The organism is Corynebacterium sp. HMSC056F09, assembly GCF_001815785.1.
Lineage (GTDB): Bacteria > Actinomycetota > Actinomycetes > Mycobacteriales > Mycobacteriaceae > Corynebacterium > Corynebacterium hiratae.
The window spans coordinates 61,771-74,152 of record NZ_KV821975.1 but is presented as its reverse complement, the minus strand read 5'-3'; the positions used below and the strand labels follow the sequence as shown (position 1 = coordinate 74,152).

General features: G+C 62.3%; 10 protein-coding genes. All 10 read right to left on the bottom strand.

The annotated features are described in order from the left end of the window. Nucleotides 1–63: 63 nt before the first annotated feature. The 10 genes from HMPREF3056_RS12310 to HMPREF3056_RS12265 all read right to left on the bottom strand — a co-directional run bounded on the left by HMPREF3056_RS12310 (nucleotide 64) and on the right by HMPREF3056_RS12265 (nucleotide 12,234). Nucleotides 64–1,455, bottom strand: coding sequence for an RNA-binding domain-containing protein (locus HMPREF3056_RS12310; RefSeq protein WP_070754963.1), 1,392 nt, complete (start codon nucleotides 1,453–1,455; stop codon nucleotides 64–66). Between the two features lie 102 nt (nucleotides 1,456–1,557). After that, nucleotides 1,558–2,826: a glutamate-5-semialdehyde dehydrogenase gene (locus tag HMPREF3056_RS12305; RefSeq protein ID WP_070754962.1), complete on the bottom strand. Its 1,269-nt coding sequence runs from the start codon at nucleotides 2,824–2,826 to the stop codon at nucleotides 1,558–1,560. Between the two features lie 74 nt (nucleotides 2,827–2,900). Further along, nucleotides 2,901–3,407 (bottom strand): DUF1707 SHOCT-like domain-containing protein, encoded by a 507-nt coding sequence (locus HMPREF3056_RS12300; protein WP_070754961.1) that lies wholly within the window; start codon nucleotides 3,405–3,407, stop codon nucleotides 2,901–2,903. Beyond that, nucleotides 3,407–4,312: a D-isomer specific 2-hydroxyacid dehydrogenase family protein gene (locus HMPREF3056_RS12295; RefSeq protein WP_070754960.1), complete on the bottom strand. Its 906-nt coding sequence runs from the start codon at nucleotides 4,310–4,312 to the stop codon at nucleotides 3,407–3,409. Before HMPREF3056_RS12295 ends, HMPREF3056_RS12300 begins: the two co-directional genes overlap by 1 nt. Before the next feature lie 15 nt (nucleotides 4,313–4,327). Further along, nucleotides 4,328–5,257 carry a D-isomer specific 2-hydroxyacid dehydrogenase family protein gene (locus HMPREF3056_RS12290; RefSeq protein WP_070754959.1) on the bottom strand — a complete coding sequence of 310 codons (930 nt, stop codon included), beginning with the start codon at nucleotides 5,255–5,257 and terminating at the stop codon, nucleotides 4,328–4,330. Further along, nucleotides 5,257–6,417 (bottom strand): glutamate 5-kinase, encoded by a 1,161-nt coding sequence (gene proB / locus HMPREF3056_RS12285; protein WP_232751595.1) that lies wholly within the window; start codon nucleotides 6,415–6,417, stop codon nucleotides 5,257–5,259. The genes HMPREF3056_RS12290 and proB overlap by 1 nt, the downstream gene beginning before the upstream one ends. A 91-nt stretch (nucleotides 6,418–6,508) precedes the next feature. Next, on the bottom strand, nucleotides 6,509–8,038 hold the full coding sequence (gene obgE, locus HMPREF3056_RS12280) for a GTPase ObgE (RefSeq protein WP_049157130.1): 1,530 nt from the start codon (nucleotides 8,036–8,038) through the stop codon (nucleotides 6,509–6,511). 160 nt (nucleotides 8,039–8,198) lie between these two features. Next, nucleotides 8,199–8,477: a 50S ribosomal protein L27 gene (rpmA, locus tag HMPREF3056_RS12275; protein WP_010190882.1), complete on the bottom strand. Its 279-nt coding sequence runs from the start codon at nucleotides 8,475–8,477 to the stop codon at nucleotides 8,199–8,201. 43 nt (nucleotides 8,478–8,520) lie between these two features. Continuing rightward, nucleotides 8,521–8,826, bottom strand: a complete 306-nt coding sequence (rplU, locus tag HMPREF3056_RS12270) for a 50S ribosomal protein L21 (protein ID WP_010190885.1) — start codon at nucleotides 8,824–8,826, stop codon at nucleotides 8,521–8,523. A 201-nt stretch (nucleotides 8,827–9,027) separates the two neighbouring features. After that, entirely contained in the window at nucleotides 9,028–12,234 is a 3,207-nt protein-coding gene (locus HMPREF3056_RS12265) for a translation initiation factor IF-2 N-terminal domain-containing protein (protein WP_070754958.1), read from the bottom strand. Nucleotides 12,235–12,382 lie beyond the last annotated feature (148 nt).

Genomic DNA, 12,382 nt, shown 5'->3' with positions numbered 1-12,382 from the left:
GCAGGTCAGGCTCGAAAAATTCCTTTCGAGTAGCTTTCGAGTAGCTTTCGAGCTCTACTCAGCTCACCCAAAAGGCCCCTCAACAAACCACACTGCCCGCGGATCGCGCGGACCATTACCCCTCCATTTCACAAGCCCCTTGTCACGCATGGCTTGCAATGCACGACGCACAGATGGAATTGACACGCCAAGAGCTTCGGCCACTTCTCCCGTAGACATTGGACGTGCGCTCGTTTCCAACGCTGCCAACGCCCCTTCAGCATGGCGGGGCAAATCCTGCAGCACTTGCTCGTTCAATCGTTGAATTGCCTTCAACGTCAGAACAACGCTGCCACTGGTCTGCACATAAGAGGGATCAGCAAAACCGACGCGGCGCATACCAGCGAACATACGCCGGATGCCCTCGCCCAGTTCTTGGCCTATGCGTAACTCAGCAGTAACGCGTGCAATGAGGGGGTTACGCGCGAAACGTGCTATCGATTCAGGCTTAGCGGGATCAACAAGACCCGGAAAACGTCCGGGGCTAGAAATCTCAATCCGACTGGGGTACACCTCAAATCGAATATGATCACCCGACATACTGTATGAACGGTGCACAACAGCGTTAACTAGGCCTTCCAGCCACACATCATGCGGAATGAGATTCTCGTCCTCAAATAACCCCGCCCCCGACAACCTACGAACCGTCGGCAGCATCCCACCGATTACCTCTTGTGCTGCACGGATCTGATCAGGCAACGGACCATCAAAGCGACGGTCTTCCATCAACTGCTGTTGCTGACCTGGCAGGCGCTCATCTTCTGCGAAGCGAAGTACTCGGATGTGAGCATTCGGGAAAAACTCTTGCGGATTCTTTCCAAACAGCAAGAGCGCGGCGGTCCGCGGACGCCCCTGGCGGTCAATCAGATTCCGCGCGTTGAGTGAATCTACGCCGGAAGACGAACCGATAGTGTCAGCGTAATTTTCGACTAAGGACATATCGAGATCTTCTGAGCTAGCATGCGCCGGCACAGTAGCATCGTACTGCTGCTCGCCCTTGGTGTATCGAAGCTCGAGGATGTCATCGGCCTTGAGATGCCTAGACTCGTCTCCCACCCGCAGGTAGCACTCCCCCGACCTCAAATAGTGAACACGTTCGCTGGGCAGGATATGAAAGAGGAACACCTCTACGCCTTCGTCAATTTCGAGCGTTTCAATGCGAACTTTAACGGTCGGATCCGTATGGTCCAACGCGGTCTGCCGCAAATCGTTCCCCTGCCCCGCTGTGGGGCGGCCGTCAAACTCACGATCCGTAATCCCCACGGCAACAATGCCACCCTCAGCGTTAGCCATTCCGACGATTGTCTTTGCCAAATCCTTGGGCTTGATTCGGAACGATTTACGATCGAACCACTGATCTTCGGGCACGCTCAAGAGCAGCTGTGGCTCTTCGTGAAAGTTTCGAGTTACGCTCACAGAGCAACATCCTACTCGAAAAGTTTTCGAGTAGGATGTTTTGCGCAGGTCAGGCTCGAAAAATTCCTTTCGAGCAGCTTTCGAGTAGCTTTCGAGCTGCCTCTAGGGGCGCGTCTGGCCGGTGCCCTGCAGCACCCACTTGGTAGACGTCAGCTCCGGCAGAGCCATCGGGCCGCGCGCGTGCAACTTCTGAGTGGAGATGCCGATTTCCGCGCCCATGCCGTAGACCTCACCGTCAGTAAACGCGGTGGAGGCGTTGAGCATGACGGCCGCAGCATCCACCTCGTTGGCGAAGGTCAGCAGCACGTCAGCGTCCTGGGCGGCGATGGCCTCAGTGTGGCCGGTGGTGTACTCAGCAATGTGCGCGATGGCGCCGTTGACGCCATCGACCACCTTGGCGCAGATATCCATGGAGAGGAATTCTTCGCGCCACTCTTCGTCGGTGGCCTCCACGGCGTCCTTAACGCCGAAGGCTTCGAGCTCCTTCACATCGCCGTGGATGGTGACGCCTGCCTCCTGGAGGGAGGTGATGATGCGGAGCTTTGCGGCGTCGTCAAGCGCGGCGTCGATCAGCACGCCTTCCGTAGCATTGCACACCGAGGTGCGGCGGGTCTTGCCGTTGATCACCATATCGGTAGCCTTGTCCAGGTCAGCGGAGGCATCGACGTAGAAGTGGCAATTGCCAGTACCGGTCTCAATGGCGGGGACGGTGGCGTTTTCCACCACAGCGTTGATAAGGCGCGCGCCGCCGCGCGGGATGACCAGGTCCACCAGGCCGCGGGCGGTGATGAGGTCCTGCACGGAATCGTGGGTCTCACAGGGCAGAAGCTGCACGCCTTCGCGTGGCAGATCGAATTCCACGAGGGTGTCTTGGAGGAGCTCCACGAGCTTAGCGTTGGAGTTCTTCGCGGACTTGGAGCCGCGCAGCAGCGGCACGTTGCCGGACTTCAGGGCCAAGCCGAAAGCATCGACGGTGACGTTCGGGCGGGCCTCATAGACCATGCCCATCACGCCGAGCGGCACGCGAACCTGCTTCATCTGGATGCCGTTATCCATGGTGCGGCCCTGCAGGATCTCCCCTACCGGGTCCTGGAGGGAGGCCACCTGGCGCAGGCCGCCGGCAATGCCCTCGATGCGGTCGGCGTCCAGCGACAGGCGGTCGATGAGTGACTCGGACATGCCGTTGGCGCGGCCGGCCTCGATATCGAGCTGGTTGGCAGCGAGGATATCCTCGGTGTGCGCGATGAGGTTCTCGGCAGCGCGGTTGAGGATTTCATTCTTGCGCGGGGTGGGCAGCTGCGCGAACTGTGGCGCCACCGCCTTGGCGGCGCGGGCTTTGGACAGAACTTCTTCACGTTCGGTGTTGCTCATGCCATACCAGCGTACGGAAGGTCTGCCCGCTTGTCAGGGATTTTGTGCAGCTATGGCTTTAAGCAACGCCAGTCTTAGGCCCCGAGCTCGCGGCGGCGCTCAGCGGCGGCACGCAGGCGCTCAGCGCGCTTTTTCTTTTCCCCTTCGGAAAGCTCATCGAAGAGCTCTTCATCCGACTCGCTGAACTTCAACACCCCGCGCGCAGCCCAGGAAGCGAAGAACGCGATGACTGGCGAGATCCAGAAATAGCTCCAGTCAAAGACGAAGAGGCCCAGGAAGAGCGCGATCATCGCCACTGACCAAATGACGGAATCCACTATCTGCACCTTGCGTCCGCGGGAGAGCATGTCCTCCAACTCCGCCTCGTGGCGGCGTGCGGGTGTTGTGGCGCTTGGGGTGGAAAGCTCCGGCAGGTCCGCAAAGAGCTTTTCGACGTCTCCGCGCGTGCGCGCCGCGGCAGCCTCGCCGGTGCGCTGCTCAAATTCATCGGGGCCCAACGCACCGTTGACGAAGTGCTGGCTCAACTGCTCCAGGGCCTCAGAGCGCTCCGCATCACCAACGCGGATATCGGGGTTCTCCATTAATAACCTGCCTTCGGGTCAACCAGAGTGGGCAGCTCCTCCCCCGCCGCGAAAGCCTTGGCCACCTTAACGGTGTGCGCGCCAATCTTCTCGCGCACGGAGCGCTGCGTATTGGCAATGTGCGGGGTGATAACCACGCGCTGATCCCGCCACAGCGGGTGATCCTCCGGCAACGGTTCGGGGTCGGTGACGTCGAGCGCCGCACCCGCGATCTCGCCCGACTCGAGTGCTGCGAGGAGGTCCTCGGTGTTGATGAGTGGGCCGCGGCCCACGTTAACCACCACTGCATGCTCCGGCATCTGTTGGAAAGCCTCCGCATCCACCATGTGGCGGGTCTCCGGGGTCAGCGGAGCGATAAGGACGAAGTAATCAGCCTTCGGCCAAACCTTGTCCACCTGGGAAATCGGGTAAGTTTCCTCAGCGCCCTCAACCGGGTTGCCGGAGCGGTTGACCGCAATGATGCGCGGCCCGAAACCAGACAGCATGCTAATCAGACGCTTGCCAATGCCACCGGCACCAATAATGGCCACCGTCTTATCGTCGTAGAGGTAGGAGGTGTGGGCCTCCATGTCCGCATAGGAATCGAACGTGCCGTTGACGCGACGGTGCGCGTGCAGCTGCGCCAGAAGCAGCGCGATGGTGGATTCCGCCACCGTGTTGTCATAGACCCCGGCGGCGTTTGACCACGGCACGCTGCTCCCCTTCATTGCGTCGAGCACGTGGTCCACGCCCGCCGAAGGAATCTGCACGAAACCAATGTTCTCCGGCAGCGGGTCCGGGAAGTCGGTGCCGTCGCCGGTGTAGATGAGGAAGGAGGCCTCATCTAGCCGGGCGCGCTCAAAGCCCGCGGCGTCAAGCACCTCGATGGTTTCCTCCCACGGGTGTGGTTCGATGGCGTACTTCATGCACATCCTCCTTAGCTAGTATCCGGCGTCCGGGTCGACGCGCGTGGGCATATCCTCGCCGCGCTCCCACGCGGCGGCGTTGGCATTGAAGATAGCACCCAGGTGGTACTGGGCCACGTGATCCGAGGCCGCCATGTGCGGGGTCAGCGTAGCGTTGGGAAGCTCATAGAGCGGGTGGCCATCCGGAAGCGGCTCCGGATCCATGACCTCGAGGCCCGCTCCCGCGATCTCGCCCGTGCGCAGTGCATCCACGAGATCATCAGTGACTACGGTGCTGCCGCGGCCGACGTTGATAAACACCGCCGAGCGCTTCATGGCGCGGAACACCGCAGCATCAAAGAGAGCTTCCGTGGCGGCCGTCGCCGGCAGGATGCTCACCACGAAATCCGCCTCGCCCCATGCTTTATCGACGCGCTCGATGGGCAGCGTCACGTCTGCGCCGTCCACTGGGCGGCCCGAGCGGTTCACCGCGGTGATGTGCGCGCCGAAAGGCGCGAGGTAGGCCATGAGCTGCTTTCCGATGCCTCCCGCGCCCACGATGAGCACGCGCGTAGGCCCCTGTTGGTCATAGAGCCAGGCCTGGGATTCATCGAGCTCACGCGCCACCGACCAGGACTTCGCCAGCGCGAAAGCCTTGTGGTGGTGCGCCTGGGAGAGCATGAGCCCCAGCGCGGATTCCGCCACGGGCTTGGCAAAAGCGCCCGCGGAGTTGCACCACGGCAGGCCATCCGGCCGGATGAGCCCGGCCTCGATATGGCGGTTCACCCCGGTGAAGCAGTATTGCACCCACTGGATATTCTCCGGAATCTCCGGGGTCTGCGCCGGGTCCGAGGCGGTGTTCACAAAGACCTCGGCTTCCGCCAAGCTCTCCACGCGCTCGTGCCCGGCTGCGTCGATATCTGCCACGGTCGCTGCCCACACATCGGGGCCCATGAAATAGCGCATTAAATTCGGGACGCGAAATTGGACAGGTAGTCGGCGTGAACAACCGGGCGGCGCATGTCCTCCGGCAGCTCCTCGGTGTGCTTGCCCAGCAGGTTGCGCAGCGTGGCGGAGTCATAGCCCACCTCACCGCGGCCAATGACCTGGCCCTTGGGGCCCATAATGTCCACGATCTCACCGGCGCTGAACTCACCCTTGATATCCGTGATGCCCACGGCCAACAGGGAGTTTCCGCCGCGGACCACGGCTTCCATGGCGCCCTCGTCGAGGCGCAGCGAGCCGCCGGTATCCGCGCAGTAGAGCGCCCAGAACTTCCACGCAGACAGGCGGCGCTCCTCACGGGTGTGGAAGACGGTGCCTACGGAGGCGTCGTCAAGCGCCTGTCCGATGTTATCCGCCGAGGTCAGCAGCACGGGAATGCCGCCGCGGGTGGCCAAGCGCGCAGCAGAGACCTTCGTGGCCATGCCACCGGTGCCGACCTTGCCGCCGTCACCAGCAACAACCGCCTTGAGGTCCTTGCCGGTGCGCACCTCCTCGACGAACTTGGCATCGGGCTCCGCCGGGTTCTTGTCATAAAGGCCGTCCACGTCGGAGAAGAGGAAGAGGGCATCCGCGCCAACCAAGTTGGCCACGAGCGCGGAGAGGCGGTCGTTATCACCGAAGTGCATCTCGGAGGTCGCGACGGTGTCATTCTCATTGACGATGGGTACCGTGCGCATCTGGCGCAGGCGGTCAATGGTGCGCTGGGCGTTGCGGGCGCGATCGCGCTTGCCGACGTCCGACGCGGTCAGCAGCACCTGCCCAATGGTCCGGTTGTAGCGGGCAAAGGATACACCCCACTCGTAGGCGAGGTGGACCTGGCCCACCGCGGCAGCTGCCTGCTTGGTGGCGAGATCGGTGGGGCGCGTGGTCAAGCCCAGCGGGCCCATGCCCGCGGCCACCGCACCGGAGGAGACGATGATGATGTCCGAGACATTCATGCGGGCGCACACGGCGTCAACGATCTTGTCGATCTTCTCAGTCGAGGTCACGAAGTCATCGCGCGTCAACGACGAGGAGCCGATCTTGATGACGATGCGCTTGGCCTTGGAGATCTCCTCACGCAGGGGTGAGGAAAAACCACTGGATTTTTCCGACAGCGTGGTCGTCTCCGGATAGTCCATGTCCGGGGTTGGACCCTCAAAGGGTTCGAGGGGAAGAGGATAGTCGATCTGGTTGTCGTGTTCGGATGACATACCGGCTCAGTATACCGGGCTAGCCCTGCCAGCGATCGCGGTTCGCGGACTCGCGCGTGACCTCCCCATCCGTGCCAAAGTCGAACTCGTCGACGAGACCGCGGCGTGCCTGGGAAGCGCGCTTACGCTCGGCAGCCGAGACTCGCTCGGTGCTCATGAGGCGGCCATCCTGTCCGCGGCCAGCGTCGGTCGCGCGGCCACCAGCCATGGGCTCGTACTCGAAGGTGATGTCCCCGATGGTCACGGGGCAGCCTTCCTGCGCGCCTTGGCGGTGCAGTTCCTCTTCGACACCGGCCTTGGCAAGGCGGTCCGCAAGGTAGCCCACGGCCTCGTCGTTTTCGAAGTCCGTCTGGCGGATCCAGCGGTCGATCTTTTCGCCTTCGACGATGAAGCCGCCCTCCACCTCGGGGTCTGGGGTGACGGTGAAGTCGGCGAACCTGCCCTTCTTTTTCTTGCCCACGGACTTCGGCTGAATAATGGTGTGGTTCTTGTCCGCGGCGACCTTGGGCTGAGCCTTGCGGTGCTCGTTGACCATCTCCATGAGCTTGTACTTCAGCGGGTCGAGGCCCTTGCGCGCGACTGCGGAAATGATGAAGACGGGCCAGCCGTACTTCTCTTCGAGGTCACCCTTGACAAATTCTGCTAGCTCTTCGGCCTCGGGAATGTCCGCCTTGTTGAGGATGATGACGCGCGGGCGCTCGCGCAGATCCCCCAGGCCGGTGTCCTGCTCCAGCAGCTCTTGGTACTTGGCCAGCTCGGTCTCGAGGGCCTCGATATCAGAGAGCGGATCGCGGCCCGGCTCGATGGAGGCGGTATCCACCACGTGGGCCAGGACCGCGGTGCGCTCGATGTGGCGCAAGAAGTCGAGTCCCAAGCCCTTGCCCTCGGCGGCCCCAGGGATCAGGCCCGGAACATCCGCCATGGTGAAAGACTCATGGCCCATGTCCACTACGCCCAGGTTGGGCTGGAGGGTGGTGAAAGGATAGTCACCAATCTTCGGCTTGGCCGCCGAGAGAACAGAAATAAGGGAGGACTTACCCGCGGAAGGAAAGCCCACGAGGCCGACGTCCGCCATGGACTTCAGCTCCAGGATGAGATCGCGCGCCTCACCAGGTTCTCCCTGCAGCGCAAAGCCCGGAGCCTTACGAGCAGCCGAGGCCAGTGCTGCGTTACCAAGTCCGCCGAAACCGCCCTCCGCAGCCACGAAGCGGGTCCCCGGGACCGTGAGGTCCGCGAGCATCTCCCCATCCTCGGTATAGACCACGGTGCCTGCCGGCACCTCCAGAATGAGGTCCTTGCCGCGCGCGCCGTTGCGCCAGTCGCCAGCACCGTTGCCGCCACGCTCGGATTTGATGTGCGGGCGGTAGTGAAAGTCCATCAGCGTATGGATTTGGGTTGAGACCTCCAGCAAGATGTCTCCGCCGTGGCCGCCGTTGCCGCCATCGGGCCCGCCGAGCGGCTTGAACTTTTCGCGGTGAACGGAGGCGCAGCCGTGTCCGCCATCGCCTGCCTGCAGGTGCAAAACCACTCGGTCAATGAATCGTGCCATGCCCGTTAGTCTAACGGTTCCTGGCATACCGTCCTAGTTGAGCACTGCCGGGGATCTGAAGCCCACGGCCCCTTTAGTCTTCTCCACGCTCTCCCGCCACGCCGGCCGCGTGAAAACGACAAAATCCCGAGCAAACGCTCGGGATTAAGCCATGAAGCTCTTAGGCAGTTGCTTCTGCAGCAGCCTCTTCAGCCGGAACAATGTTGACCAGACGACGGCCACGCTTGACGCCGAACTCAACAGAGCCTGCAGCGAGAGCGAACAGGGTATCGTCGCCGCCGCGACCAACGTTCTCACCCGGGTGGAACTTGGTGCCGCGCTGACGCACGATGATCTCGCCGGCCTTAACCTGCTGACCACCGAAGCGCTTGACGCCGAGACGCTTGGACTCAGAATCGCGACCGTTGCTGGAGCTGGAAGCACCCTTCTTGTGTGCCATGTGGTTTTCCCTCCTTCAGGGATGAATTAGTGCCGGTTAAGGCTTACTTGATACCGGTAATCTTCAGCGTGGTCACCGGCTGACGGTGACCGAGGCGACGCTTGTAACCAGTCTTGTTCTTGTACTTGAGGATGTCGATCTTCGGGCCCTTGCCCTGCTCGACAATTTCAGCGGAGACGGAGACCTTCTCGAGGTCTGCGGCCTTCGACTTGACGGTTGCGCCATCGACGAGCAGAACCGGGGTGAGAGCAACGGAGGAACCCGGCTCACCCTCGATCTTCTCGACCTTGACGAGGTCACCTTCAGCAACCTTGTACTGCTTTCCGCCGGTCTTGACGATCGCGTACATAGAGGGCTACCCCTTATCTAAACTCGGCTCGCTAGCAGCTGGGTGGTGCCGCTAACGAATGGACATTGGACATTGGCGTTTAGAACCACATCCGCGAGAGACGTGCGGAAACCGCAGCGCGTCCCATCGAGCGCATTCATGGTCTAAACAGCGACTGTCAAAGACTACCCCGTGAGGGGGCGAAAAGGCAAAACGCCTTTTCTAGCGCGACCTGCGCCGTGCTACTCGACGCCTCCCGCGCCCGCCCCTGCGCCTTGTCGACGCCGTAGTCTCCTCGCGCTCCTTCGCCTCAGTGCTGTGCTCCGCGCCCCTACCGCGTTCCTTCGGTGCCGGCGCGGATTGGCTCTGCGCCATCTTGCGCACCACTCGGCGGCGACCGCGGCTGCGGGTCGCGCGCACGTTCATGTTCTCGCCCGACTCCGCGGCCTTGCGCTCTGCCTTGGCCTCCTTTTTAGAGGTGGCCAGCGGAGCGTCCTTGGCTGGGGTCTCGCCCTGTGCAAAGTCTTCGCGCTTCGGGCGAATATCCGAACGGGAATTTCCGCGTGTGCGGCGCTTGCGGCGCGGCGAGTTCTCGAAAGCCTCGACGGCTTCCTCGTAGGTTGGCTCCGAGCGCTGTGCGGAGGACTTCTTCTCCGCTTCAGCGTTCTTAGCGTTCCTATCCTGCTTGCCTTGCTGCGCGCGCAAGCCCTCACTCGTCTCCTCGCGCTGTGGCTCCCGGAAGGTACGCGTTGCCCGGCGCGGCTTGCGCGAGCGCTTCTGCTTGGATTTCGGCTTCGATCGCTTCGCTTCCAGGCTTTCCGCTACCGCGTAGCCAATGGACGCGCTATCCGGCGTCTCCGCGTCATCGTCGTCCACGACGACCACGCTGGCCACGAGTTCCTCCAGCGAAGATTCTTCGTCGCGCGCTGCTTCTTCATTGTCAGCACGGGCAGCCTCATGCTCGGAAGCGGCATCGTCGTCCTCGCGATGCATACGGACGGCGGCCGGGTGCTTCTTCGGATCGCGCTGCGGTGCACGGCGTTCCTTACGGCCGCGGCGCTGCGGCTTCGAGTTATCCTCTTCCGTCTCCTCATCAACCGGGTACTCGTGAATGATGATTCCTCGGCCATGGCAGGCCTCGCACTCGGTGGAGAAAGTCTCGATGAGGCCGGTGCCCACGCGCTTGCGCGTCATCTGCACCAAGCCCAGTGAGGTGACCTCAGAAACCTGGTGACGAGTCCGGTCGCGCCCCAACGCTTCCTTGAGGCGGCGCAGCACCAGATCCTGGTTTTCCGGCAAGACCATATCGATGAAGTCCACGACGATCATGCCGCCGATATCGCGCAGGCGCATCTGGCGCACGATCTCCTCGGCCGCCTCGAGGTTATTTCGCGTCACCGTCTCTTCCAGGTTGCCGCCGGAGCCGGTGAACTTGCCCGTGTTGACGTCAATGACCGTCATGGCCTCAGTGCGGTCGATGACGAGGGTGCCGCCAGACGGCAGCCACACCTTGCGGCCCAGGGCCTTCTGCAGCTGCTCATCAATGCGGTAGGCGCTGAAGGCATCCTCGCCATCGTGCTCGCGGGCGTCGTATCGCACCACGCGGTCGGCCAAGTCATGCGCCATGGAATCAACGTAGGCGCTGACCGTGTTGTAGGAACGCTTGCCGTCCACCACCAAGGTGCTGAAGTCCTCGTTGAAAAGGTCACGCACCACCTTGATGAGCAGGTCCGGCTCTTCGTACAGGGTGACCGGCTTGGCGCCCTTCGTTGCCTTTTCGTGCGCGGCGCGGGCGCTAATGTCCTCCCACAATGAGTGGAGGCGGTTGACGTCGGACGCGATGTCCTCCTCCGACACGTTTTCCGCTGCGGTGCGGATGATGGCGCCGCCATCCCCCGGGATGACGCGCTCCAGAATCCCCTTGAGGCGCTTGCGCTCCGGCGCCGGCAGCTTGCGGGAAATGCCCGCGCTGCGCCCGCCCGGCACATACACCAGGAAACGACCGGCCAGGGAAATCTGAGTGGTCAAACGTGCGCCCTTGTGCCCGATGGGATCCTTGGCCACCTGGACCAGGACTTGGTCACCGGACTTCAGCGCGTTTTCCACCTTGCGGCTGCGCCCACCAATGCCCAGGGCGCGCCAGTCGATGTCTCCCGCGTACAGCACGCCGTTTCGGCCCTGTCCGATATCGACGAAGGCGGCCTCCATCGAAGGCAAGACATTTTGCACGCGGCCCAAGTAGATATTGCCAATCTGGGAAGGGTGCGTCTCGGTCGTGACAAAGTGCTCGACCAGGAGATCATCCTCCAGCACACCAACCTGGGTGATGATGCCAGCGCCGTCGGTACGCTGCTTATCGCGCACCACCATGGTGCGCTCTACAGATTCGCGGCGCGCCAAAAACTCCGCTTGGGAGACGATGTGCTGGCGCTCGCGGCCCTTCTCCCGCAGCTCCGCACGGCGGCGACGCTGCGCCTCGATGCGGGTTGAGCCCTTAATCGCCTTCGGCTCGTCGATGTGCTCGACTTCCTCGCGGACTACCCCGCGGCCTTCTGCTCCGCGGCCACGAGAGGTACCGCGGCTGCCGCGACGGCGACCGCGCGGCTGGCTTGCCGGTGCCGAATCTTCCTCGATTTCTTCCTCGCGTTTTTCTGACTTCTGACGCTTGGCCAGTGGAGTGATCTTCGGCGCCATGAAGACCGGCGCGAAGTCGTACACGTCCGGGTCTTCCTCAGCCATCGGGGTGATCAGCGGAGTGAGCTCGTCGTCCTCGTCGCTATCACCGGCCTCGGCGAGCGCCTCGTGCAGCATTTCGGCATCGACCTTGTCGACGATCTGCGAAATCTCGTTATCAACGTTCTTGCGCACGCGCTCGCGCAGCTTTTCTTCTTCCTCGCTCAGCTGCTCCGGTTGCGCGGCCTGCTCAGCATCCTGTGCCAGCGCGGCTTCCTGGGACTCCCCCGCGCTGTCCGGTTGCGCAGCAGACTCTTCCGGTGTGGGTTCCTTTGTCTGTGTCTGCTCCTTCGACTCAGCCTTCTTGCCTGCCTTGCTCACGCGTTTGACCGCGCGCTTGGCGCGCTTCTTCTTGACGGTCTTCGTGGGCTTATCCTCTGCCGAAACCTCCGGCTGGTCGGCGTCCTCGGCCGCGACCTGGTTGTCCTCGGTTGCTGCCTGCTCGGGGGCTTCGGTTGCGGGTACGAGGGCGTCGATAAGCTGGCCCACCTCTTCCGGTGTCAGCGAAGACTGTGCGGACTTCTTAATTCCCATCTGTGCGAACTGAGCCACCAGCTCCTTGGAGGCCACGCCCACCTGCTTAGCCAGGGCATAGAGGCGGGTTTTGGGTGCGAGCGCCTCGCGGTCGATCCCCGCTACCGCCGCGGCCAACGTCGATTCACTACGTGCTTCTTCTGTTTTCTTCTTGGATGCCATCAGTGGCTAATCTCCTGACGTCTGCTCACCCCGGGCGCAGGTTGCCGCCACACGGCGGTGAGTCTTTGAAAAATTCTTAAAATCCTTATTCAATTGTCGTGCCTTCCATTCTGGCACAGAGCTCGACCTAGGCTCACATGTTAGTATC